Source organism: Streptomyces johnsoniae (genome assembly GCF_031845565.1).
Lineage (GTDB): Bacteria > Actinomycetota > Actinomycetes > Streptomycetales > Streptomycetaceae > Streptomyces > Streptomyces johnsoniae.
In genome coordinates, this window is record NZ_JAVREV010000003.1 from 331,180 (window position 1) to 353,448 (window position 22,269).

The 22,269-nt window shown below is 75.6% G+C and carries 21 protein-coding genes; 7 read left to right on the forward strand and 14 right to left on the reverse strand.

Going from position 1 to position 22,269, the window contains the following annotated elements; genetic code table 11:
- Complete coding sequence (locus tag RM779_RS07625) at positions 1–555, forward strand: DUF6328 family protein (protein WP_311616891.1); 555 nt, start codon at positions 1–3, stop codon at positions 553–555.
- Here RM779_RS07625 and RM779_RS07630 read toward each other — a convergent pair.
- Positions 452–1,618, reverse strand: coding sequence for a PAS domain-containing protein (locus RM779_RS07630; RefSeq protein WP_311616892.1), 1,167 nt, complete (start codon positions 1,616–1,618; stop codon positions 452–454). The two genes, RM779_RS07625 and RM779_RS07630, sit on opposite strands and share 104 nt — an antisense overlap.
- 80 nt (positions 1,619–1,698) lie before the next feature.
- On the opposite strand from RM779_RS07630, the gene RM779_RS07635 reads away from it, so the two are divergent.
- Together RM779_RS07635 and RM779_RS07640 are read left to right on the forward strand one after the other, a co-directional pair.
- Positions 1,699–2,415, forward strand: coding sequence for an ANTAR domain-containing response regulator (locus RM779_RS07635; RefSeq protein WP_311616893.1), 717 nt, complete (start codon positions 1,699–1,701; stop codon positions 2,413–2,415).
- 74 nt (positions 2,416–2,489) lie between these two features.
- Complete coding sequence (locus RM779_RS07640) at positions 2,490–3,794, forward strand: NAD(P)/FAD-dependent oxidoreductase (RefSeq protein ID WP_311616894.1); 1,305 nt, start codon at positions 2,490–2,492, stop codon at positions 3,792–3,794.
- A gap of 74 nt (positions 3,795–3,868) precedes the next feature.
- Here the strand turns inward: RM779_RS07640 and RM779_RS07645 are convergent, their stop codons facing one another.
- From RM779_RS07645 to RM779_RS07655, 3 genes are all read right to left on the reverse strand, one after another.
- The gene (locus tag RM779_RS07645; RefSeq protein ID WP_311616895.1) at positions 3,869–4,291 is read right to left on the reverse strand and encodes a CBS domain-containing protein; all 423 of its coding nucleotides are present in this window, start codon (positions 4,289–4,291) and stop codon (positions 3,869–3,871) included.
- A gap of 72 nt (positions 4,292–4,363) precedes the next feature.
- Positions 4,364–6,472, reverse strand: a complete 2,109-nt coding sequence (locus tag RM779_RS07650) for a catalase (protein WP_311616896.1) — start codon at positions 6,470–6,472, stop codon at positions 4,364–4,366.
- 49 nt (positions 6,473–6,521) lie between these two features.
- Positions 6,522–7,454, reverse strand: coding sequence for a polysaccharide pyruvyl transferase family protein (locus RM779_RS07655; RefSeq protein ID WP_311616897.1), 933 nt, complete (start codon positions 7,452–7,454; stop codon positions 6,522–6,524).
- Positions 7,455–7,555: 101 nt separating this feature from the next.
- Here RM779_RS07655 and RM779_RS07660 point away from each other — a divergent pair, with 101 nt between their 5' ends.
- Positions 7,556–8,428: a glycosyltransferase family 2 protein gene (locus RM779_RS07660; RefSeq protein WP_311616898.1), complete on the forward strand. Its 873-nt coding sequence runs from the start codon at positions 7,556–7,558 to the stop codon at positions 8,426–8,428.
- A complete protein-coding gene (locus tag RM779_RS07665; protein WP_311616899.1) occupies positions 8,415–9,314 on the forward strand; it encodes a glycosyltransferase family 2 protein in 900 nt (299 codons plus the stop codon). Before RM779_RS07660 ends, RM779_RS07665 begins: the two co-directional genes overlap by 14 nt.
- Here RM779_RS07665 and RM779_RS07670 read toward each other — a convergent pair.
- From RM779_RS07670 to RM779_RS07715, 10 genes are read right to left on the reverse strand one after another with little or no spacing between them, the layout of a single operon-like run.
- On the reverse strand, positions 9,302–10,270 hold the full coding sequence (locus tag RM779_RS07670; protein WP_394813242.1) for a glycosyltransferase family 9 protein: 969 nt from the start codon (positions 10,268–10,270) through the stop codon (positions 9,302–9,304). The genes RM779_RS07665 and RM779_RS07670 overlap by 13 nt on opposite strands.
- The gene (gene rfaE2, locus RM779_RS07675; RefSeq protein WP_311616901.1) at positions 10,267–11,664 is read right to left on the reverse strand and encodes a D-glycero-beta-D-manno-heptose 1-phosphate adenylyltransferase; all 1,398 of its coding nucleotides are present in this window, start codon (positions 11,662–11,664) and stop codon (positions 10,267–10,269) included. The genes RM779_RS07670 and rfaE2 overlap by 4 nt, the downstream gene beginning before the upstream one ends.
- Positions 11,661–12,290: a D-sedoheptulose-7-phosphate isomerase gene (locus RM779_RS07680; RefSeq protein WP_311616902.1), complete on the reverse strand. Its 630-nt coding sequence runs from the start codon at positions 12,288–12,290 to the stop codon at positions 11,661–11,663. Before RM779_RS07680 ends, rfaE2 begins: the two co-directional genes overlap by 4 nt.
- Positions 12,291–12,320: 30 nt before the next feature.
- Positions 12,321–13,556 (reverse strand): glycosyltransferase, encoded by a 1,236-nt coding sequence (locus RM779_RS07685; protein ID WP_311616903.1) that lies wholly within the window; start codon positions 13,554–13,556, stop codon positions 12,321–12,323.
- Entirely contained in the window at positions 13,556–14,521 is a 966-nt protein-coding gene (locus tag RM779_RS07690; RefSeq protein ID WP_311616904.1) for a glycosyltransferase, read from the reverse strand. The genes RM779_RS07685 and RM779_RS07690 overlap by 1 nt, the downstream gene beginning before the upstream one ends.
- Positions 14,518–15,594, reverse strand: a complete 1,077-nt coding sequence (locus RM779_RS07695; protein WP_311616905.1) for a glycosyltransferase family 9 protein — start codon at positions 15,592–15,594, stop codon at positions 14,518–14,520. Before RM779_RS07695 ends, RM779_RS07690 begins: the two co-directional genes overlap by 4 nt.
- A complete protein-coding gene (locus tag RM779_RS07700; protein WP_311616906.1) occupies positions 15,591–16,229 on the reverse strand; it encodes a D-glycero-alpha-D-manno-heptose-1,7-bisphosphate 7-phosphatase in 639 nt (212 codons plus the stop codon). The genes RM779_RS07695 and RM779_RS07700 overlap by 4 nt, the downstream gene beginning before the upstream one ends.
- Positions 16,222–17,328, reverse strand: a complete 1,107-nt coding sequence (locus tag RM779_RS07705; protein ID WP_311616907.1) for a glycosyltransferase family 2 protein — start codon at positions 17,326–17,328, stop codon at positions 16,222–16,224. The genes RM779_RS07700 and RM779_RS07705 overlap by 8 nt, the downstream gene beginning before the upstream one ends.
- Positions 17,325–18,980, reverse strand: coding sequence for a carbamoyltransferase family protein (locus tag RM779_RS07710; RefSeq protein ID WP_311616908.1), 1,656 nt, complete (start codon positions 18,978–18,980; stop codon positions 17,325–17,327). The genes RM779_RS07705 and RM779_RS07710 overlap by 4 nt, the downstream gene beginning before the upstream one ends.
- Before the next feature lie 36 nt (positions 18,981–19,016).
- Positions 19,017–19,961 (reverse strand): NAD-dependent epimerase/dehydratase family protein, encoded by a 945-nt coding sequence (locus RM779_RS07715; RefSeq protein ID WP_311616909.1) that lies wholly within the window; start codon positions 19,959–19,961, stop codon positions 19,017–19,019.
- A gap of 178 nt (positions 19,962–20,139) precedes the next feature.
- Between RM779_RS07715 and RM779_RS07720 the strand changes: the two genes are divergently transcribed.
- A complete protein-coding gene (locus RM779_RS07720; protein ID WP_311616910.1) occupies positions 20,140–21,219 on the forward strand; it encodes an NAD-dependent epimerase/dehydratase family protein in 1,080 nt (359 codons plus the stop codon).
- Positions 21,220–21,295: 76 nt separating this feature from the next.
- Entirely contained in the window at positions 21,296–22,258 is a 963-nt protein-coding gene (locus RM779_RS07725; RefSeq protein WP_311616911.1) for a TIGR03557 family F420-dependent LLM class oxidoreductase, read from the forward strand.
- Positions 22,259–22,269 lie beyond the last annotated feature (11 nt).

The window sequence follows — 22,269 nt, forward strand, 5'->3', positions numbered from 1 at the left end:
ATGCCGAGAGCCAGGCCGCGGAACGAGACGCCGCCGGAGCGCGACGACCGCAACTTCGTCGAGCTGCTCCAGGAGCTTCGGGTCACGCAGACCGGTGTGCAGATCCTGTTCGCGTTTCTGCTGACCCTGGCGTTCAGCGAACGTTTCGACGACCTCGACGGCTTCCAGCGCGGTACCTACATCTGCACGCTGCTGCTGGCGATGACCGCGACCGTTCTGTTCACGGCGCCCGCCGCCCTGCACCGGCGGCTGTTCCGGCGCGGCGCGAAGCGCCAGATCGTCGAGGTCTCCTCGGTTCTCGCCACCGTCGGGCTCGGCGTGCTGGCCCTCGCCCTGACCGGGGCCCTGCTGCTGGTCGTGGACGTGGTTCTCGGCCGGGCCGAGGGCGTCGTCACCGCCTGCGGCGCGCTCCTGCTGTGTGGCGCGCTGTGGGGAGCGCTGCCGTATGCGATCAAGCGGCGCGCAGAGCCAGCGCGATATGCCGCGACATCCGCTCCATCGCGCTCGCCTCGGCAAGCTCGAACGCCGGGCGACCGGCCGCCCTCAGCAGAGTGAGCACACCGAGGACCGCCCCCGAGGGCAGGCGCAGCGGAACGCACAGCAGCGACGCGGTCTCGGTGAGCGCGAGCACCGGCAGCCCGTCGCCGCTCTCGCCGAGTGCGAACATGTCCTCCGGCCGGATCTGAAGGGCCGAGGCGCCCGCCCTGGCCGCCTCGAGTATCAGCGGTGCGTCCGACGGGTCCTGCGCGGCGATCGCCGCGGCGCCGCCGCCGTCCGGGGCCTCCTCGGGCGCGAGCACGGCGGCCCGGCGCAGCGGCCCGCCGCCCGGCTCGGCCCGGTCGGCGATCACCCAGTCCGCGAAGCGGCCGTGCAGCACCCGGGCAGCCCGTTCCAGCGGCGAGGCGCCGTGGCGGCCCTCGTCGAGCAGTGCGGCGGTCATATCGTCCAGCAGGTCCATCAGGGCCACCTGGCTGCTGACCTCGGCCGGGTCCGGACGCTGGGCGGGCACGGCGGGGGAGACGGGCGCCGGTGGCCGTCCGGCCGGCCCGGCCAACGGCTGGCACACGGCGAGCACGGCCGTACGCCGGTGCCCCGGCGGGCGGACGGCGGTCAGCGTGACCCACAGCCGGCCGGGGCGTTCCGTCTCGCCGGAGAGGCCGTGCATCAGCTCCACCGCGAGGCTCCGGCTGCCCTCGTGCCGGGCGACGGCCGCGACCTGCCCGCGGAAGGCGGCGCGGCCCTCGTGATTGAAGGAGGCGGTGATCGACCGGCCCGCCGCATAACCGGCGCGCAAACCGAACAGTTGACTGGCGGCAAAGTTCAGTCGGTTGACCACGCTGTCCCCGTCGAGCAGCAGGACCGGCAGCGGCAACCGCTGGAAGACCGCACGAAGCAATTGCAGCTCCTTGGGGTCGGCGGGCCGCGCGGTCTGCCGCTGGGCGGCGACCAGTTGCTCGTGGCGCGGCCACAGGACATCGGACACGTATTGCAGTTCGAAGAGGGCGGCGTCCAGGGTGGCCGGCCGCGCGCCGTCCGGCAGGGCGCGCGTCGCGCGCAGCTCGGCGACCCGCTTGCGGAAGTCGCTCAGCTCGGCGCCGTAATCCTCGGCTTGGGCCATGGCGGCACAGTAACCGTATTCCAGTCTGATTATCGAACCCTGCACCGTTTCTGTGAGATGTCCCGGGGCAGGCGACGGCTATGTCCCTGTCACGCGCACCCGCCCCGCCAGGTCAGCCGACGGACGTCTCCGCCCGCGCGCTGACCAGACTCGCGGAGGAGGCCGTCCAGTGCGCGCCCGGTGCCTGCGGCGCGGCGGCGACCGCGGGGGTCGACGGCGGCCAGGAGGCCCCCGCCGCCGTCACCCACCCCGACCTCGCGCCCCTGATCAGCGTGCAGTTCGAGTCGGGCGTTGGCCCCATCCCCGCCGCGGTGCGCTCGGGCGAGCCCGCCGCGGCCGGTGACCTGCTGGCCGAGCGGCGCTGGCCCGACTACCGCGCCGTCGCCCTCCAGGCGGGCGTCCGGTCCAGCGCCACCCTGCCGTTCCGGCACCACGACCTCACCGTCACCGTCACCGTCTGCGGTTTCCGCCCCGGCCTCATGGACGCCAGGACCCACACCATCGCCTCCCTCATCGGCGACTTCGCCACGCGCGCCTTCGCCCGGGACCGCGCCTACGAAAGCGCCCTCGCCGAGGTCGACCAGCTCGACAACGCGATGCGCTCGCGCCCCGTCATCGACCAGGCGTGCGGCATCCTCATGCACGTGCTCGGCTGCGACGCGGACACCGCCTTCGACGTGCTGCGCCGCCAGTCCCAGCGCACCAACAGCAAGCTCGCCGATCTCGCCCGGGACGTCGTGCGCACCAAGGGACACGGCATCGAGGCCGGACTCGCCCGCCTCGCCCCCGGCCGCTGAGCGCATCAGACGCCCCGCGGCGGGTACTCGCAGCACCTCGTTGTGTCCGAGTACCTGTCCCAAGGAGGTGGCGCATGAGCCGGTCCCGGATCGTGATCGTGGGAGCGGGATTCGCCGGGTACCAGGCCGCCAGGTCCCTGTCCCGAACGGTGCGCAAGCACGCCGAGATCGTGCTGCTCAATCCCACCGACTACTTTCTCTACCTGCCGCTGCTGCCGCAGGTCGCCGCCGGCATCCTGGAGCCGCGCCGGGTCACCGTCTCGCTGACCGGAACGCTGCCGCAGGCCCGCCTGGTCCTTGGCGAGGCGGACGGCGTCGACCTCGACGCGCGACGCGTCCACTACACGGACCCCGAGGGCAACACCGCAGACCTCGGCTACGACACGCTGATCCTCTGCGTCGGCAGCGTCAGCCGGCTGCTGCCCATCCCCGGTATCGCCGAGCACGCCCGCGGCTTCCGCGGCCTGCCGGAGGCCCTGTACCTGCGGGACCACATCGTGCGGCAGCTGGAGCTGGCCGCGCACACCGAGGACGAGGACGAGCGGCGGGCCCGTTCCACGTTCGTCGTGGTCGGCGCCGGCTACACGGGCACGGAGGTGGCCGCGCACGGCACGCTGTTCGCCGACGCCGTCACCCGCCGCACCCGCGGCCGGCGGGTCACGCCCCGCTGGATGCTGCTCGACATCGCGCCCCGGGTGCTGCCCGAGCTGGACGAACGGCTCTCCCGCACCGCCGACGCGGTGCTGCGCCGCCGTGGCGTCGACGTCCGCACCGGCACCTCGGTGAAGGAGGCGAGGCGCGGCGGGGTGCTGCTCGACGACGGCGAGAGCGTCGACACCCGCAGCCTGATCTGGTGCGTCGGCGTCCGGCCCGACCCGCTCGTCGCCGACATGGGCCTGCCCACCGAACGCGGCCGGCTGGTCGTCGACCGCTACCTGAACGTGCCCGGCCACCCGGAGGTCTTCGCCTGCGGCGACGCCGCGGCGGTGCCCGACCTCACCAAGCCGGGGGAGTTCACGCCCATGACCGCCCAGCACGCCTGGCGGCAGGGCAAGACGGCGGCGCGCAACGTGGCCGCGCACCACGGCCTCGGCGAACGGCGCCCCTACGAGCACCACGACCGCGGCTTCGCCGTCGACCTCGGCGGCGTGCAGGGGGCGGCCAACCCGTTCCACGTGCCGCTGTCGGGACCGCTGGCCGGCGCGGTGACGCGCGGCTACCACCTGCTGGCGATGCCGGGCAACCGGATCAGGGTCGCCGCCGACTGGCTGCTCGAAGCCGCGCTGCCGCGCCAGGCCGTGCAGCTCGGCATGGTCCGCTCCGGCTCCGTACCGCTGGACACGGCCTCGCCCGAGCTGGCCCGCACGCCCAGAAGCTGACTCAAGGCCCGCCCGCACCACGGCGCCCGCCCGGAGGTTTCCCTCCGGGCGGGCGCCGTGGTGCGGGGCTGCGGTCAGCCGCCGCCCGGTGGTGCCCTGCTGATGTCGGCGAGTGCCGAGTCCGGGTCCGTCGCCCGCGCGACGTCGCCGATGCTGACGACCCCGACCATGCCGAGCCCCTCGACCACCGGCAGCCGCCGCACCGCGTGCTCCCGCATCAGGCGGGCGGCCTTCGCCAGGTCGTCGTCGGGCTCCACGCACACCGGGTCCGGGGTGCAGACCGACTGGCAGAAGACGGTGACCGGGTCCAGGCCCTCCGCCACGGCGCGCAGCGTGATGTCGCGGTCGGTGAGCACCCCGAGCAGGACCCCGTCCTGCGCCACCAGCACGTCGCCGACGGCCTGCGCGCGCATCAGCTGCGCCGCCTCCACCAGCGAGGCGTCCGGCCGTACGGCGGCGACCGCCGGCGTCATGACGTCCCGCACCCGCCGGATCATGGCCGACCGCCTCCCCGCGCGCTTCTCCGCGTTCCGCTGCCCATGTCCCTTCCGTCTTCCCGAGCGAGGGCGCTAGGCCACGATCCTGTCGCTGTCCCGGTCCCAGTGCCGGTGGCAGGCGATCACATCCGCGAACGCCGCGGCCACATCCGTCACCGCGGCGCCGTCCGCGCTGCTCACCACGCCGTGGTCGTCCACCACGCCGTCGCCCTCGCCGGACAGCCGGATGCCGGGCAGGCCGAGACCGCGGAGCAGCCCGACGCCCTCGCCGAGCGCCGCCACGCCCTTGCCGTGCTTGAACGCCTCGGCGACGTAATGCCTGGCCAGGCCGTCCTCGCCGAGCGTGCCCGCGCTGTCCGCGCCGCCCGGCACGCACACCGCGTCGTACAGCACCGAGGCCATCGTGTTCATGGCCCGGTCCACTCCGACCGTGCCGCCCTCCGCCGCGCGCACCTCGCCGTCGTGCGGCGCCAGGACCTCGGGCACGGCGCCCGCCTCGGACAGCGCGCCGCGCAGCGCCGAGACCTGCTCCTTCGCCACGCCGTCCGCGACCAGGATCGCGATGCGGCGGGTGGCGATGGAGTCCGTCGGGCTGTTGGCCAGGCTCAGGGCCGGTGAGGTCCTGCCGTGATTGCGGCCGGCCGGCTCGGCGGGCGGCCGCACGCCGATCCCCTCGGCCACGGCGGTGGCCAGGGTGTGATCGATGTGGTTCAGCTGCTCGACGGTGCGCTCGCGGATCTCGCGGTGCGTCGTCTTGCCCAGCTCGAAACGGTACGCGGCGACGATGTGCTCCTTCTCCCAGTCCGCCATGCTGTTCCAGAACAGCGTGGCCTGGCTGTAGTGCTCGGAGAAGCTCTCGCTGCGCTTGCGGATCTTCACGCCGTCCACCCGCTCCTGGTGGTGCACGTAAGCACCGGCGTCCGGGGACGCGAGCACCGGGCAGCCGCCGGAGACCGAGTTCGGCGCGTACGACGATTTGCCCGGGTGGATGCGGTGCTGCCCGTAGCCGTCGCGCTGGTTGTTGCGCACCTGCGCCACCGGCCGGTTCACCGGCAGCTGCTCGAAGTTGGGGCCGCCGAGCCGGATCAGCTGCGTGTCCAGGTAGGAGAAGTTGCGGCCCTGGAGCAGCGGGTCGTTGGTGAAGTCGATGCCCGGCACCACGTGCGCGGTGTGGAAGGCGACCTGCTCGGTCTCGGCGAAGAAGTTGTCCGGGTTCCTGTCCAGCACCATCTTCCCGATGGGGCGCAGCGGCACCGTCTCCTCGGGGATGATCTTCGTCGGGTCCAGCAGGTCGAAGTCGAAGCGGAACTCGTCGTCCTCCGGCACCAGTTGCACCGCTAGCTCGAACTCGGGGTAGTCGCCCCGCTCGATGGCGTCCCACAGGTCGCGCCTGTTGTAGTCCGGGTCCTTGCCCGCGATCGTCTGGGCCTCCTCCCACACCAGCGAGTGGGTGCCGAGCACCGGCCGCCAGTGGAACTTCACGAACGTCCCGCGGCCCTCCGCGTTAACGAAGCGGAACGTGTGAACGCCGAATCCCTGCATCATGCGGTAACTGCGGGGAATCGACCGGTCGGACATCAGCCACATGACCATGTGCATCGATTCCGGCTGGAGCGACACGAAGTCCCAGAACGTGTCGTGCGCCGACTGCGCCTGCGGAATCTCGTTGTCCGGCTCCGGCTTCACGGCGTGCACGAAGTCGGGGAACTTGATGGCGTCCTGGATGAAGAACACCGGGAAATTGTTCCCGACCAGATCGTAATTGCCCTCGCGCGTATAGAACTTGGTGGCGAACCCGCGGACGTCGCGCACCGTGTCGGCCGAGCCGCGCGATCCCGCCACCGTGGAGAAGCGCACGAACACCGGTGTCTCCCGGTCCTCGCTCTGGAGGAAGTCCGCCTTCGTGTACTCGGCGAGCGACGCGTACGGGCGGAAGTAGCCGTAGGCGCCCGCCCCCCGCGCGTGCACCACCCGCTCCGGTATCCGTTCGTGATCGAAGTGCGTGACCTTCTCGCGGAAGTGGAAGTCCTCCATCAGCGTGGGGCCGCGCTCGCCCGCCGAGAGGGAATTGTCCGTGTCGTCGACGCGCGAACCGAAGTTCGTCGTCAGCGGCCCGTCCTCCGGACGGTCCCGCAGCGGATCGAGTTGTTCCTGTTTGGCGCGCGCCTCGTCCGTGGACATGGGGCTCCCTCCGGTTTCAACCGCTCGGGGTGCGAGAGTGCCTCACCGGTTACCCGTTTACCGCATTGCAAACATCCTCGGGCCCGCCGGTGCGCAGCGCGTCGAGCAGCCCGTCCGCCGGGTCGGGCGACGTGCCGAGCTCCACCTTGCGGCGCCGCGCGACCGTGCCGCCGCGGTTCAGGCACCACGTCAGCCACACGTCGAGCCGCCGCTCGTCCAGCAGGTCGGCCGGCACGAGCGCGGGCCACCGGCACGCCCTCGCCTGCGCCGTCACCTTCGCGCCGCCCGCCACCGGGTCCACCGCGATCGGCGGGACGCCCGTGCGCAGGCCCAGCACCAGCCCGTGCAGCCGGTCGGTCACCAGCGCGTCGAGCCGCCCCACCACCGAGAGGAACTGGTCCGAGGTGCCGCACAGCAGGCCGTCGCCGCGGTCCAGCCTGCTCTCCAGCACCACCGGCGCGCACCGCGCGCCCGCCAGCCACCGCGTCACCGTCTCCGCCACCGCGCCGTGCATCCTGCGGTCGCCGTACTCCCGCTGCCCCTGCGTCAGCAGCACCCCCACCACCGGCACCGGCGTCCCGCGCGGCGCCCGCAGCGACAGGTCCCGCAGCGGCTCACCGTCCGCCCCGTCCCGCGCGAGCACCCGGTGGAAGCCGGCCACCGCGGGATCGTCCCGGTCGATCACCGAGACGCCGACCGCGATCCGGTGGCAGTGCGCGAACCGCTCGTGCAGCCCCGCGGGCAGCGGCCCGTGCACAGGGCCGCAGACGAAGACCAGCCGCGTGTAGTCCACCGGCCGGGCCCGTTCCAGGGACAGGCCGCCCGGCTCGAACCGCGGGCTCCACGCCACGTCGTACGGTTCGCCGCCCTCGTCGAGGACCTGCCGCACCCGGTCGAGCGCCAGCACGTCACCCGCCGTCGCCTCGCCGTCGACGAAGCTGAACCACCCGGTAAGCAACGTTCGTCCGCCGTCACTGTGCATTCACGCCGAGTGCCCTGGGCGACCGCCCCGAAACGGCCGGCCGCCCCGTATGCCCTCTTCATCCCTGTTTGCCGTCGGCTGATGCGGGCACTCGGGACCGCGTGTCTGCCGCCACCGTCGGGGTGGTCATCGCCACCAGGAACCGCGCCACCCGACTCCTCGCCACCCTGGACCGGCTCACCGCCCTGCCGGAGCGCCCGCCGATCCTGGTCGTCGACAACGCGTCCGACGACGGCACCCGCGCGCGGCTCGCCGACCGCTTCCCCGAGGTGCGCGTCCTCGGCCTGCCCGCCAACCGCGGCGCGCTGGCCCGCAACGACGGCGTCCAGGCCCTCTCCGCCCGCTACATCGCCTTCAGCGACGACGACTCCTGGTGGGCCCCTGGATCACTGGCCGCCGCGGCCGGACTGATGGAGGCCCACCCGCGCCTCGGCCTGCTCGCCGCCCGCACCCTCGTCGGCGAGGCCCGCACGCCCGACCCGCTCAACCACGTGCTCGCCGACTCGCCCGCCCCCGCCCGCGACGGACTGCCCGGGCCCCCGGTCCTCGGCTTCCTCGGCTGCGCCGCCGTCGTCCGCCGCTCCGCGTTCCTCTCGGCCGGCGGCTATCACCCGCTCTTGTTCTTCGGCGCGGAGGAGACCCTCCTCGCCTACGACCTCACCGCCGCCGGCTGGCACGTGTGCTATGCCCCGCAGATCACGGCCGTGCACCAGCCCGCCACCGGCCCGCGGCCCAGCCGCGGCACCCTCGTGCGGCGCAACGAGGTGCTGACCGCCTGGCTGCGCCGCCCACTGCCGGTGGCCCTGCGCCAGACCTGGCGCCTCGCCCGCGACGCCCCGCGCGAAGGCGCCGCCCGCCACGCGTTCGCCCAACTGCTGCCCCGGCTGCCCGCCGCCGTGCGCGGCCGCCGGCCGCTGCCCGACGACGTGGAGGCCCACGTCCGCCGCCTGGAGCTGTCCCATGCCGCCCGATGACCGCACCTCCGTCGTGATCATCACCCGCGACCGCCGCAGCGAACTGCTGCACACCCTCGACCGGCTGGCGGCCCTCCCCGAGCAGCCGCCCGTCCTGGTCACCGACAACGGCAGCACCGACGGCACGGCACAGGCCGTGGCCCGCCACCACCCCGCCACCCTGGTCCTGACCCCGGGGGCCAACCTCGGCGCGATCGGCCGCAACCTGGCCGTCCGGCACGTCACCTCCCCCTACATCGCCTTCTGCGACGACGACACCTGGTGGGAACCCGGCTCGCTGACCCGTGCCGCCGACCTGCTGGACGCCCACCGGGAAGTCGCCGCGGTCACCGCGCGCATCGTCGTCGAGCCCGAAGGCACCGAGGACGCGATCGTCGAGGAGCTGCGCACCTCGCCGCTGCCGCGCCCCGGCTGGCTGCCCGGGCCCGCCCTCGGCTCGTTCCTCGCCGCCGCGACCGTGCTGCGCACCGACGCCTTCCGCGCGGCGGGCGGCTTCCACCCCAGGCTGTGGCTCGGCGGCGAGGAGGAACTGCTCGCCGCGGACCTGATGGCCGACGGCTGGTGGCTGATGTTCGACGAGAGCCTGACGATCCACCACGCGCCCTCCGCCGTGCGCGACCCCACCCGCCGCCGCGCCGACGGCATCCGCAACACCCTGTGGTTCACCTGGCTGCGCCGGCCCGCCCGCCCCGCGCTGCGCCGCACCGCGCATCTGCTGCGCACCGTGCCGCACGACCGCACCACGGCGGCGGCCCTGCTGCGCGCCGCGGCCGGCCTGCCCTGGGTCCTGCGGGAACGCCGCCCCCTCCCGCCCGAGGTCGACCGCAGGCTGCGCACGCTGGAAGCCGCCCAGCGCGCCTCGAACGCCCGCCGCTACGTGGGCTGACGGCCTCCGGGCCGTCCCCCGGGCGGCAGCGCCGCCACCGCCGCCACGGCCTCCGCGACGGAGATGCGCAGCAGACGGCGGTCGGGGTCCTGGCCGTGCGGGTCTCCCGGGCGCAGGTCGCCCGGTCGGTCCGGATGCCACAGCACGCGGTGCCGCGGCGTGCGCGGCGGGCCCCACAGGCGCGGGGAGACCGGGCCGAACAGCACGACCGAGGGCGTGCCGAGCGCCGTCGCCAGATGGGCCACGCCGGTATCGCCGACCACCACGGCGCGCGCCTGCGCCAGCAGCGCGGCCAGCTTGCCGAAGGGCGGCGCGTCGGCGCGCTCGAGCCCTCCCGGGGCGGCCACCCGCCGCGCCAGGTCGCCCTCGCCGGGACCCGAGGTCACCACCACCCGGTGCCCGGCGGCCCGCAGTTCGCGGCCGAGCGCCGCGAAGCGCTCCGCGGGCCAGCGGCGCGCGGGCGCGTCCGCGCCCGGGTGCAGCACCACCGCGCCCGGCGCGGGCGAGGGCAGTTGCGGCACCGGCAGCCGCACGTCCGCCGGGTCGGCGGGCACCCCGTACCAGGACAGCAGCCGGCACCAGCGGACCCGTTCATGCTCACCCGCCCGCCACGCCGGGCCCTGCGGGTGCGCGTAGCCGTAGAGCCGGCCAGGGCGCAGCGCGCGCAGCGCGCGCAGGCTCTCCTCGCCGCTGCCGTGCAGGTCGACGGCGTGGTCGGGGCACGGCCCGGCCCACGGGATGTGGCCGGGCACCCCCCGGCCCGGCGCGGTCGCGGGCACCAGACGGTCGACCGCGCCGGTGGCGGCGGCGGCCTCCGCGAGCCAGGCGGGCGCGGCGAGCAGCAGCCGGTGCCCGGGGAACGCGCGGCGCAGCCCGCGCAGCGCGGGCACCGCCGTCAGCAGGTCGCCCAGGCCCAGGGCGCGCAGCACCACCAGCCTGGGCACGGCCCCGGTCATGGCGAGGCACAGGCGGCGCGGCGCGCCAGCTCCGTCGTGGACCGCCCGTCCAGGTACGGCAGCACCAGCGTCTGGGCGCCCCACTCGCGCAGCGCCGCGGCCTCCGGCAGGTCGCGCACGCTGTAGTCGCCGCCCTTCACCCACACATCGGGCCGCAGCCGCCGCAGCAGCGCCTCGGGGGTGTCCTCGTCGAACACGACGACCGCGTCCACGCAGCCGAGCCCGGCCAGCACGCGCGTCCGGTCGGCCGCCGGGTTGAACGGGCGGCCCGGGCCCTTCAGCCGCCGCACCGAGGCGTCCGAGTTCACGCATACGATCAGGCAGTCGCCGGTGCGCCGCGCGTTCTCCAGGAACTGCACGTGTCCGGCGTGCAGCAGGTCGAAGCAGCCGCCCGCGGCCACCACCGTCCCGCCCTCGGCCCGCACCGACGCGATCAGGCCCTGCACGTCGCCCGACTCGGCCACCGGGGCGGGCGGCCTGGCGGCGCTCAGCGCCGCCCGCGGGGCGAGCGAGGCCGGGCCGCCCGCCGCGATGAACGCCGAGGCGGCCTCCGTGGCCTGGCCGACGGCCTCGGGCGGCAGGCCCCCGTCGGCCAGCACGGTCGCGGCCGTCGCGGCGAAGCAGTCGCCCGCGCCGCACGGGTCGCCGTCGAGACCGGCCGCGACCGGCACGTACAGCGGATCGTCGCAGTGCGCCCTGGCCAGCACCGCGCCGCGGCAGCCGAGCGTGACGGCGACGGACAGCGCCTCCCAGCGCTCGGCCAGCAGCGCCCCGCGGCGGCTGTGCGCGCGCAGGGAGTCGTCGCCCTCCCGTTCCCGCTCGCCGCAGAACCAGCGCGCCTCCCGCTCGTTCGGCGTGACCAGACGTGCCCCGCCCACCGGGGGGCGCCCGCGCGGGTGCGGGTCCCACACCACCGGCACGCGCCGGGCGGCGTCGGCGAGCGCCTGCCGCAGCACCGCGACCGTGCCCTGCCCGTAGTCGGCCACCAGCACGGCCCGCGCCTCCCGCAGCGCCCGGTGCACGGCAGGGCCCGGCGACCCGGGAACGCCGCCGCCGCGGTCGACGCGCACCAGCGGTTGCCCGTCGGCCAGCACCCGCGACTTCACGGGCAGGCAGCCGTCCAGCGGCAGTTCCGCGAGCCGGACCCCGGGCGGCAGCATCCCGCGCACCGCCTCGCTGGCCGGGTCGGTGCCGAGCGCCGTCACCAGCACCACCTCGCGGCCGTCGCGCGCGGCGAGGGCCGCGGCGAGCCCCGCGCCGCCGGGCCGGCGGCGTTCGCCCGCGACCTCGACGACCGGCACCGGCGCGTCCGGCGCGAGCCGGGTGGCGTCCCCGGCCACGTCCTCGTCCAGCAGCAGGTCGCCGACCACCACGATCGGCTGGTGCCCCGTCATGACGCGTCCCGTCGGGTGAGCACGGCGGGCTGGGGCGCGGTGACGGGCCCCGGGCCAGGCAGCGCCTCGTCGAAGCTCTCGCACACCACGTGCAGCGCGACCAGGTGCGCCTCCTGCACGGTGGCCGTACTCTCCGTGTCGATGCTCAGGACCGCGTCGGCCTGCGCGGCCAGCGGATTGGGCGCGGGACCCGTCATCGCCCACACCCGCAGCCCGGCCGCGCGGCCCGCGGTGGCCGCGCCCAGCAGGTTGTCGCTGCTGCCCGAGGTCGACATCAGCATCAGCACGTCCCCGGCCCGCCCGTGGGCGGCGACCTGGCGGGCGAAGATCTCGTCGAAGCCGTAGTCGTTCCCGATGGCCGTGACGCTGGACGTCTCGGCGTGCAGGGAGATCGCGGAGAAGGGCCGGCGCTCCTGGTCGTAGCGGCCGACCAGCTCGGCCGTCAGGTGCTGGGCCTGGGCGGCGCTGCCGCCGTTCCCCGCGCACAGCAGCCGCCCGCCCGCGGGCAGGATGTCCGCCAGGTTCCGGCCCCAGGCGACGGCCTCGCCGAGTCCTTCGGCGCGGAAGCGGTGCAGCGCGTCCTGGAGGGACAGGCAGTGCTCGTGCGCGGTGCGCGATTCTTGCATGGGACGGGTTCCTCCCTGTGTCGGGCGCGGTCAGGCGCCGCTGACGGGGGCGGGGTGGCGGCTGCTGACTTCTCGGTAGACCTCTTCGGTGGCGGCGGCCACCGCGGCCCAGCGGAACCGGGTCAGGACCCGCCGCCGCCCGGCCGCGCCGCAGGCGGCGCGTTCGGCGGGGGAGGCGAGCAGCGAGCCCGCCGCCTCGGCCAGGGCCACCGGGTCGCCCGGCGGCACCAGGCGCCCGGTGCCCGGGTCGGCGACGGTGTCGCGCTGGCCGCCGACGGCGCTCGCCACCACGGGAACGCCGCAGGCCATGGCTTCGAGCGGCACGATGCCGAACGGCTCGTAGTCCGCCGGGCAGAGCACCAGGTCCGCGCTGCGCAGCAGCGGCGGCACGTCGGTGCGGGCCAGGCCGCCGGCGAAGCGCACCCGGTCGGCGACGCCCAGCGAACGGGCGGCCTCGCGCAGGCGCCGCACATCGGGGTCGGCGTCGAGGCAGCCGGCCCGCGGCCCGCCGGCGATGACGAGTTCGGCGTCCGGCAGCGCCGCCAGCGCGGCCAGGGACACCTCGGCGCCCTTGCGCGGCACGAGGCGGCCCAGCTGGAGCAGCCGGTGGGGGAGCGGGCCGCGGGGCGCGGCCGGCCCGTCCGGTGTGAACAGGGCGGGGTCGACGCCGCAGGGCACGATGCCGACCCGCTCGGGCGGCAGGCCGAGGGCCATCAGCTCCTCGACCTCGTCCCGGCAGGTCGCCACCGTGCGGTCGCAGCTGAGGCCGACGTACCGCTCCCAGGTGACCCGGTCGGCGGGGCTGGTGTCCGCGGGCCCCTGGTGGCGCCGCTTGACCGCGCCGAGGGCGTGGAAGGTGTGCACGAAGGGGATGCCGAGCGGCCGGGCGGCCTGGAGCGTGGCGACCCCCGACATCCAGAAGTGGGAGTGCACCACGTCGGGCGGGTTCCGCGCCCACTCCCGTTCCAGGACGGCCCCGAACCGCGCCATGAACGGCAGCAGCCGGTCCTTCGGCACCGGCTCGGCGGGCCCGGCCGGCACGTGCCGCACCGCGACGCCCGGCCGCAGCCGCACGGTCGCGGGGAGCGAGGCGGAGTCGCGGCGGGTGTAGACCGTCACCGCGTGCCCGCGGTCCGCGAGTTCCCCGGCCAGCTGCGCGACGTGCACGTTCTGGCCGCCGGCGTCCTCGCCGCCGAGGGCGGCGAGCGGGCTGGCGTGCTCGGAGACGAGGGCGATGGTCAGCCCCGCGCGCAAGGGTCGCCTCATCAGCGGATCACCTCCTCCATCAGCAGGTCCCAGTCGTCGAGGAAACGTTTGAGTCCGTAACGCTCCAGCGCGGCGTGCCGCGCCGCCCGCCCGGCCTCGGCCGCCGCGTCCTGGTCCGCCAGGAAGCGGGCCGTGGCGCGGGCCAGGACCTCGGGCCTGGTGGAGAGGACCCCGGCCTCCTCCGGCACCGCCTCGGCGGCCTCCGTGGTGGCCAGGGCGACGATGGGCATGCCCAGGTGCATGGCCTCGATGAGAGAGAGCCCCAGGGAGGTCCACCGCACCGGGTGCAGATAGACGCGGCGGCGGGCCATCTCGTCGTGCAGCCTGGCCTGCGGCAGGTCGTAGCTGCGGCACCGTTCCCAGGGAATGCCGAGACGCTCCGCCAGGTCGCCGGTGCGCATGCCGAACACGTCGAGCGGCGCGGCCTCGGCGAGCCCGGGCAGCAGGTCGGTGCCGGTGACGCGGCCGCGCCGCAGCGGCTCGTTGACGACGACCGCGGCCCGGGCCAGGTCGCCCCGCCAGCGGTGCCCCGGGTCCACCACGCCGTGCTCGACGACCGTGGTGGCGGTGCCGCCGCAGTCCCAGAACAGCCGGTTGAAGTGGGTGACGTGCACCAGTAGCAGGTCGTCCCGGTCGGCGAACGGGTGCCGGCTGTCGGGCACGTTCCCGGTCGGCGCGTTGTGCTCCACGTACACCGCGGGCACGTCGCGTCCTGGGCGGCGCCCGCCGAGCCAGCGTTCCGCCAGCTCGGCCTCGTGCGGGCGCTGGAGGACCACCAGGTCGACCGGCTCCCGCGCCAGCTGCTCCGGCGGCACCTCACGCACCGACTCGGGCCACTGGTAGGTGCGCGCCCGGCCGAGACCGTCAGGGCCCCGGTCGGGCAGGACGGGGACCAGGTAGGAGTGGGAGCCCTGGACGAACGCGGTCGTCCAGGCGCCGTGCACGTGCCAGATCAGGATGTTCATGCCGCCGCCTTCCGTCCGGCGCCCTCCGGGCGTGGGCCGCCCACCGTCAGCGCGGCCACCGCGCCGATCACTTCCTCGTCGGTGATGGAGTCCAGACAGGGGTGCCCGGCGACCGGGCACAGCCGCGCGCGCGTGTTGGCGCACGGGCTGTTCTGCCGCCCGAGCAGCAGGTGCGGCACCCGGTAGGGCAGCCAGCGGTCCGCGCTGACGACCGGGGAGAAGAGGCTGACCACGGGGGTGCGCACGGCCGCCGCCAGGTGCGCGGGCCCGGTGTTGCCCGCGACGACGACGCGGGCGCCCGCCAGCACCCCGGCCAGCTCCGGCAGCGCGGTCCTGCCGCCGAGGTCGAGGGCGTGCGGGCCGGCGACCCGCCGGGTCAGTGCCTCCTCGCCGCGGCTGCCGGTGACCACGACGCGGTGCCCGGCCCCGGCGAGCGCCGCCACCGCCCGCGCGGCGCGCTGCGGCGACCAGGCGCGGGCCGGGACGGCCGCGCCCGGGTGGACCACCACGTAGGGATCGCCGCCGGTGAGATGGGCGGTGTCCGGGTGCGCGCCGACGCGCAGGGCGCCGCAGTCGCCCTCGGGCAGGGAGAAGCCGGCCGCCTGCGCGAGTTCGAGCGCGGCGGCGGCCTCGTGCCGGTACGGCGCGCGCCGGTGCCGCAGCTGGAGCAGCGAACCGGGGTAGTGCTCGCTGTCCGCGCCGACCCACGGCACCCCGGCCAGCTTCAGCAGCAGCGCCGCGGGCAGCGGGCTCTGGTGGTGCGAGGCGAGGACCAGGGCGCGGTCGAAGCGGCCGGCGGCGAGCCGGCCGATCAGCGCGTCGACGCCCGGCCGTTCCAGGGGCGGCGGCTGGAGGCTGACCCACGGGGCGTCGAAGACGATCACGTCGTCGACGCCGGGCAGCAGCCGGCCCGCGGCCTCCCCGCCGGGGCCGCACAGCAGGGCGGTCGCCGAGGAGCCCGCGGCGACCGCCCGGACGGCGGGCCCGGCCAGCAGCACGTCGCCCGCGCTGTCCAGGCGCACGACCAGGGTGCGGGGTGCGTCGTTGATGCCGTCGTTCATGCCGTCGTTCATGCCGCACCTCCCGCCGGACGGCCGCCGAGCAGCAGCCGCACGGCACCGAGCAGGTCGGCGGCCCGTTCCCGCGCCGCGGCGATCTCCGCCCGCCGGGTGGCCGCGGTGGGCACCAGTACCCCGCGGGCCCCGGCGGCGCGCGCCGCGGCCATATCGCTGCCGATGTCGCCGATGACCGCGACGCGGTGCGGCGCGACGCCGAGCCTGGCGCACGCGGCGTGCACCAGACCGGGCTCCGGCTTGCGGCAGCGGCAGCCCTGGCCGGGGGCGTGCGGGCAGACGGCCCACACCGCGAACGGGCCGAGCAACTCCTCCGTGCGCCGCCGCACCGCCTCGACGCCCGCGCGATCGAAGCAGCCGCGTGCGGCGCCCGACTGGTTGCTGACCACCCCGGCGCCGATGCCGTGGGCGCGCAGCAGGTCGAGCGCCGCGCGGGCGCGGGGGAGCGGGCGGACGAGGGCCGGGTCGGCGTTGTAGGGCACGTCCTCGATCAGCGTGCCGTCGCGGTCGAACAGCACCGCGTCCGGCCCGGGACCCGCCCGCCGCACGGGCCGGGCGCCCGGCGCCGCGGGTGGCAGCAGCCAGGGGCCGCCCGCCCGTGGTTCGGGGAGCGTCGACGTCGTGGCCTTAGTCATGAACGACTGAGTTGCCCGAATTGCCCGAATCAAACAGCGGGTGGTCCGCGCCGCGCCGACCGGCCGAGCCCGGGGGCAGCGGCGCCACGGAGCGGTGCCGCAGCTCCCCGGCCAGCCAGTACGCCACGGCCGCGGGCGGGATCGCCGCGCTGGTCACCAGCATGCGCCGCACCTCGCTGCCCGTGCGCGGCCCAGGGCGTACCCGCGCCGCCGCGAACTCGGCCGTGCCGACCAGCCACAGCGCCGCGCAGAGCGCCGCGCCGCGTCGCCGCCCGGCCGCCGCCGCGCAGAGCGCGGCCGCGGCGGCGGCCGTCACGGCGAGGTGGCGCGGCAGCCGGCCGCGCGGCGCCTGCGCGCGCGCCCACCAGCCGGGGCCGTGCAGGCGCCGCATCAGCACGTCGTCGGCGTTCCCCGCCTGGGTGCGCACCGACACCCAGCGTCCTGCGGGGCGGACCGGGTGGCGCGTCCTGCGTTCGCCCAGGGCCAGCACCCACCCGGCGGCCAGCAGCCGCAGCGCCAGGTCGGCGTCCTCCCGGAACGCGCGGGGGAAACGTTCGTCGAAGCCGCCGACCGCTTCGAGCGCCTCGCGCCGGTAGGCCATGTCGGCGGTGATCCAGCGGGCCGTGGCGAGGCCCGCCGTGCCGCGTTCCCAGTCGGTGGGCCGCCGGTCCTGCGGCAGCGGCACCTCGATCCGCGCCTGCACACCCGCGATGTCGGCCTCCGCCGCCGCCAGATCGGCCGTCAGTGCGTCGGCCCAGCCGGCGCCCGGCACCACGTCGTCGTCGAGGAACGCGATCCACGGCTCGGGCGCGCGCCGCCAGCCGGCGTTGCGGGCGGCGGCAGGACCCGCGCCCCGGCCCGGCACGATCTCCACCAGGTCCCGCAGCACGGCGGGCACCGCCACCGGCAGCGGCGTCGGGTCGTGCGCGGGCCGGTCGTCCACCAGCAGGACACGCGCGGGACGCGGCCCGCGGTCGGCCGCGAGCGCGGCCAGCACCCGGCCGAGGCTCGGCCGCCCGAGGGTGGGGATCACCACCGCGTAGGCGGTGTCCGCGCCGGGGCCCTGGGCCCGGGCGTCGGGGCCGCCCGCGGCCGTCACCTGGCGCCGCCGTCGAACAGCGCGCGGCGGCGCACCAGGAACGGCCCGATCGCCAGCACGTCGACCGGCGAGGAGCCGAAGCATTCCAGGGCGTCCCTGGGGTCGTCGACCATCGGCCGGCCCGCCGTGTTCAGGCTGGTGTTGACGACCACGGGCAGTCCGGTGCGCTCCTCGAAGAGCCGAAGCATCCGCGCGACCAGCGGCTCCGCCGCCGCGTCCACGGTCTGGATGCGCGCGGTGCCGTCCACGTGCACCACGGCCGGGATGCGGTCGCGCCAGCCGGGCCGCACCTCGTGCACGAACAGCATGAACGGGCTGGGCAGCGGGCCCTCGAACACCTCCGCCGCGCGCTCGGCGAGCACCATCGGCGCGACGGGCCGGAACTGTTCACGGCCCTTGATGTCGTTCAGCCGCTCCAGGTTGCCCGACTTGCCGGGGTGCGCCAGCAGCGAGCGGTGGCCCAGTGCCCTGGGCCCGAACTCGGCGCGGCCCTGGAACCAGGCCACCACCGCGTTCTCCGCCAGCGCCTCCGCGACCGAGCCCGCCACGTCCTGCGGCCGTTCGAAGGGCACCGCGGCCGTCTTCAGCCACGCCTCGATCTCGGCGTCCGACCAGCCGCGCCCCAGGTCGGCGCCGGGCGGCGGCTGCACCGGCGCGGTGCCGGCGAGGGACGCGTGGAGCAGCGCGCCGCCCAGCGCGGTGCCCGCGTCGCCCGCGGCGGGCTGCACCCACACGCGGCCGAACGGCCCCTCGCGGGCGATCCGCGAGTTGGCCACGCAGTTGAGCGCGACGCCGCCGGCCATCGTCAGCACGTCGTCATTGGTCTGCCCGTGCAGCCAGCGGACCAGGTCGAGCAGCGTCTCCTCCAGGCAGGACTGCGCGCTGGCCGCCAGGTCCGCGTGCTCCTGCGTCCAGGCCCGGTCGGCGCGGCGCCGCGGGGCGAACTCGGCCCACGGCACGTCCGCCGCCCGGAACCCGCCGTCCCCGGTGGGGTGCACGTAAGCGCGCAGCTCGGGCAGGAAGCGGGGGGTGCCGTACGAGGCGAGCGCCATCACCTTGTACTCGTCGCTCGACCGCAGGAAGCCCAGATGCTCCGTCAGCTCCTCGTACACCAGGCCGAGGGAGTGCGGGAGTTCCTGCGCGGCCAGCGGCTCCAGCGCCTGGCCGGTGCGCCGCGCCGCCAGGTGCGAGGCGAACTCGCCGCGCCCGTCGAGGACCAGCACCGAGGAGTTCTCCGCGGCGGGCGCGGCGAAGGCGGCGGACGCGGCGTGCGCCATGTGGTGCGGAACGAACCGCACGCGTTCCCGGTCGAGTCCCGGCAGCGCCTCGGTGAGGAAGGAGGGCGCCTCGCGGGCGTACGTCACCCGCAGGTGGTCCCACGGGTCGTGCAGCCCCATCGTCTCGGCGGGGCGCGCCAGCGCCGGGTCGAACGAGTAGGTGACGGCGTCCAGGTCCTCGGGGCGCAGTCCGGCCTGCCCCAGGCACCAGGCCGCCGCCTTCTCCGGCAGCTCCCAGGCGGCGAACGGGACGGGCCGTTTGCCGTGCTTGCGGCGGGAGAAGCGTTCCTCCTCGGCCGCGGCCACGGTCTGTCCATCGATGACGAGGGCCGCCGCCGGGTCGTGGAACAGGGCGTTGATTCCGAGTACGCGCATGGGCCCTCCGGGAGTGTGCGGGTGACGTGGGTGTGCTCAGGCCGCCACCGGCGCGCGGTACCAGGCGATGGTGCGGGCCAGGCCCTCCTCGGCCGGGGTCCGCGGCTCCCACTGGAGCTTCCCGCGGGCCAGGGTGATGTCGGGGCAGCGCACGGTCGGGTCGTCGGTCGGCCGCTCCACCATGCGCACCCGCGATCCCGACCCGGTCAGCCGGATCACGAGGCGTGCCAGCTCCAGCATGGTGATCTCCTGCGGGTTGCCGATGTTGACGGGGCCGCGCAGATCGGACCCGGCCATGGCCAGCACCCCGCGCACGGTGTCGTCGACGTAGGTGAGGGAACGGGTCTGCTGCCCGTCGCCGGTCACCGTCAGCGGCTCCCCGGCCAGCGCCTGCCGGATGAACGTCGGCACGGCGCGCCCGTCGTAGCCGCGCATCCGCGGCCCGTAGGTGTTGAACAGCCGCACGATCCCGGTGTCCGTGCCGTGCACCCCGGCCTCCGCCGTGGTCAGCGCCTCCGCGAAACGTTTGGCCTCGTCGTACACGCTGCGCGGGCCGACGGGGTTGACGTGCCCCCAGTAGTCCTCGCTCTGCGGGTGCTGCTGCGGATCGCCGTACACCTCGGAGGTCGAGGTGAGGACCAGGCGCGCGCCGTGCCTGCGGGCCAGCGCGAGGGCGTTGCGCGTGCCGAGGCTGCCGGTCTCCAGCGTGTGCAGCGGCAGTTTCAGGTAGTCGGCGGGCGAGGCGGGCGACGCCAGGTGCAGCACGAGGTCGGCGGGCCTCGCCACGTCGAACGCCTCGCGGACGTCGGCGCGCGTGAACGTGAACGCCGGCTGCCCGCGCAGGTGCGCGATGTTCTCCTCGTCGGCCGTGCACAGGTCGTCGATGCAGGTGACTGCCGTGCCCTCGGCCAGCAGCGCGGTGCACAGATGCGAGCCGAGGAAGCCGGCTCCGCCGGTGACGACCGCGTGTCGGAAGCGCATGTCATCTCCTTTCGTCAACGACCGCACCCAAGTACCCCCTCGCCAAAACCGGCAAACGGGTGGAAACGGGGCGGTGTGCCACCGCCCGTACCGGGGTACCCGGCGCGAACGAGGCTTCAACGGCTGACCCGGCTGACCCGGCTGACCCGGCCGAGCCGGCTGACAAGGACTGGTGCCGATGACTTCCGCCGACGGCAAGCGCGTCGTGGTCGTGGGGGCGACGGGCAATGTCGGGAGCGCGTTGGTGCGTGCGCTCGCCGCCGACCCGGACGTCTCCAGCGTCCTCGGCCTGGCCCACCGCCTCCCCGCCTGGGAGGTCGAGAAGACCACCTGGGCCGCGGTCGACCTGCGCGACGCGGGCACCGCCCGCGCGGCGCTCACCGCCCACTTCCGCGACGCCGACGCGGTGGTGCACCTGGCCTGGCTGATCCAGCCCGCCCGCGACCCGCTCATGACCTGGCGCACCAACGTGCTCGGCACGGGCCACGTGCTGCACGCCGCCGCGGCCGCCCGCGTGCCCGCCCTGGTGTACGCCTCATCGGTCGCCGCCTACGCCCCGGGCCCGAAGGACCGGGCGGTCACCGAGAGCTGGCCCACCCACGGCTGGCCGACCGCGTCCTACAGCCGCGAAAAGGCGTACGTGGAACGCCTGCTCGACACCTTCGCGCACGAACAGCCCGGTATCCGCGTGGTGCGGATGCGGCCGGGATTCATCTTCGCCCGCGCCGCCGCCTCGGCCCAACGCCGCCTGTTCGCGGGCCCGTTCCTCTTCGGCCCGATGGTCCGCCCCCACCTCAGCCCGGTCGTTCCCGACGTGCCGGGCCTGCGTTTCCAGGTGCTGCACGCGGCCGACGCCGCGGAGGCGTACCGGCTGGCCGTCCACCGCCCGGTGCGCGGCGCGTTCAACCTTGCGGCCGGACCGGTCGTCGACGCCGGGCTGCTCGGTGACCTCTTCGACGCCAGGCCGGTGCGCGTGCCCCGGCCGCTGCTGCGCGCCGCCGTCGCCGCCGCCTGGGGCGCGCGCCTCGCCCCGGCGCCGCCGCCGCTGTTCGACGCGTTCATGCGGCTGCCGCTGATGGACTGCGCGCGCGCCGGTGCCGAGTTGGGCTGGGAGCCGCGGCACACCGCGCAGGACGCCCTGCGCGATCTGCTCGCGGGCATGCGGCACGCCACCGGGCTGCCCACCCCGCCGCTCGAACCGAGGCTGCCGCACGGCCGGTTCGACGAGCTGGCCACCGGCGTCGGCAAGCGCCCCTGACCCGCGCCGGGTTTCCGCCGGGCACCGCGCGGTTACCCGTGGCGCCACGCCGGAACGGACAGGGAGAGGGGCAGTCATGACGTCGTTCGGCTACTTTCTGGCCAGCGAGGACCACGGACCGCGGGCTCTGGTGGAGCAGGCCGGGCAGGCGGAACGCGCCGGATTCAGCGGGCTGTGGATCTCCGACCACTACCACCCGTGGATCGATGCCCAGGGCCAGAGCCCGTTCGTCTGGAGTGTCATCGGCGCGCTCGCACAGGCCACGACGCTCCCGGTCGAGACGGCCGTGACCTGCCCGACGGTCCGTATCCACCCGGCCGTCATCGCCCAGGCCGCCGCCACGAGCGCGGTACAGCACGAGGGCAGGTTCCGGCTCGGCCTCGGCAGCGGCGAGGCCCTCAACGAGCACATCCTGGGCACCGCTTGGCCGCGCGCCGAGGTGCGTCTGGAAATGCTGGCGGAGGCCGTGGAGATCATCCGGCGGCTGCTGACCGGCGAACGCGTCAGCCACCGCGGCCGGCACTACACGGTCGAGAACGCCCGGCTGTACACCCTGCCCGAGGAGCCCGTCCCCGTCGACATCTCCGGCTACGGCCCGGCCGCGACCGACCTGGCCGCCCGCATCGGGGACGGCTTCGTCACCATGGGTCCGGAGGCGGGGCTCCTGCGCTGGTTCCGGGAGGGCGGCGGCGGGGCGAAGCCGACGGCCTGCGGCATCAAGGTCTGCTACGACACCGACCGCGAACGCGCCGCCGCCACGGTGCTCGAACGCTGGCCCAACCTCTTCCTGCCCGGCGAACTCGCCGCCCAACTGCCCGAGCCGCGCCACTTCGAGCAGGCCACCCGGCTGGTGACCGCCGACCACGTGCGCGACGGCGGGCAGGTGCCGCTCGGCGACGACCCGGAGGAACACATCCGCGCCCTGACGGCCTGCGCGGAAGCCGGCTTCGACCACGTCTACCTGAGCCAGATCGGGCCCGACATGGACGGCTTCTTCGACTTCTACCGCACCAAGGTCCTCCCGCAGCTGCCCCGCTGAGAGCCGGGCGC

What these genes read in the sequence shown, in the direction of transcription:
- RM779_RS07650 (WP_311616896.1), bottom strand. Translation starts at nt 6,472, where the DNA reads ATGTCCACGGACGAGGCGCGCGCCAAACAGGAACAACTCGATCCGCTG.
- RM779_RS07655 (WP_311616897.1), bottom strand. Translation starts at nt 7,454, where the DNA reads ATGCACAGTGACGGCGGACGAACGTTGCTTACCGGGTGGTTCAGCTTC.
- RM779_RS07710 (WP_311616908.1), bottom strand. Translation starts at nt 18,980, where the DNA reads ATGCGCGTACTCGGAATCAACGCCCTGTTCCACGACCCGGCGGCGGCC.
- RM779_RS07695 (WP_311616905.1), bottom strand. Translation starts at nt 15,594, where the DNA reads ATGAACGACGGCATGAACGACGGCATCAACGACGCACCCCGCACCCTG.
- RM779_RS07725 (WP_311616911.1), top strand. Translation starts at nt 21,296, where the DNA reads ATGACGTCGTTCGGCTACTTTCTGGCCAGCGAGGACCACGGACCGCGG.
- RM779_RS07635 (WP_311616893.1), top strand. Translation starts at nt 1,699, where the DNA reads ATGTCCCTGTCACGCGCACCCGCCCCGCCAGGTCAGCCGACGGACGTC.
- RM779_RS07640 (WP_311616894.1), top strand. Translation starts at nt 2,490, where the DNA reads ATGAGCCGGTCCCGGATCGTGATCGTGGGAGCGGGATTCGCCGGGTAC.
- RM779_RS07625 (WP_311616891.1), top strand. Translation starts at nt 1, where the DNA reads ATGCCGAGAGCCAGGCCGCGGAACGAGACGCCGCCGGAGCGCGACGAC.
- RM779_RS07645 (WP_311616895.1), bottom strand. Translation starts at nt 4,291, where the DNA reads ATGATCCGGCGGGTGCGGGACGTCATGACGCCGGCGGTCGCCGCCGTA.
- RM779_RS07680 (WP_311616902.1), bottom strand. Translation starts at nt 12,290, where the DNA reads ATGCAAGAATCGCGCACCGCGCACGAGCACTGCCTGTCCCTCCAGGAC.
- RM779_RS07665 (WP_311616899.1), top strand. Translation starts at nt 8,415, where the DNA reads ATGCCGCCCGATGACCGCACCTCCGTCGTGATCATCACCCGCGACCGC.
- RM779_RS07715 (WP_311616909.1), bottom strand. Translation starts at nt 19,961, where the DNA reads ATGCGCTTCCGACACGCGGTCGTCACCGGCGGAGCCGGCTTCCTCGGC.
- RM779_RS07690 (WP_311616904.1), bottom strand. Translation starts at nt 14,521, where the DNA reads ATGAACATCCTGATCTGGCACGTGCACGGCGCCTGGACGACCGCGTTC.
- RM779_RS07630 (WP_311616892.1), bottom strand. Translation starts at nt 1,618, where the DNA reads ATGGCCCAAGCCGAGGATTACGGCGCCGAGCTGAGCGACTTCCGCAAG.
- rfaE2 (WP_311616901.1), bottom strand. Translation starts at nt 11,664, where the DNA reads ATGACGGGGCACCAGCCGATCGTGGTGGTCGGCGACCTGCTGCTGGAC.
- RM779_RS07670 (WP_394813242.1), bottom strand. Translation starts at nt 10,270, where the DNA reads ATGACCGGGGCCGTGCCCAGGCTGGTGGTGCTGCGCGCCCTGGGCCTG.
- RM779_RS07700 (WP_311616906.1), bottom strand. Translation starts at nt 16,229, where the DNA reads ATGACTAAGGCCACGACGTCGACGCTCCCCGAACCACGGGCGGGCGGC.
- RM779_RS07720 (WP_311616910.1), top strand. Translation starts at nt 20,140, where the DNA reads ATGACTTCCGCCGACGGCAAGCGCGTCGTGGTCGTGGGGGCGACGGGC.
- RM779_RS07685 (WP_311616903.1), bottom strand. Translation starts at nt 13,556, where the DNA reads ATGAGGCGACCCTTGCGCGCGGGGCTGACCATCGCCCTCGTCTCCGAG.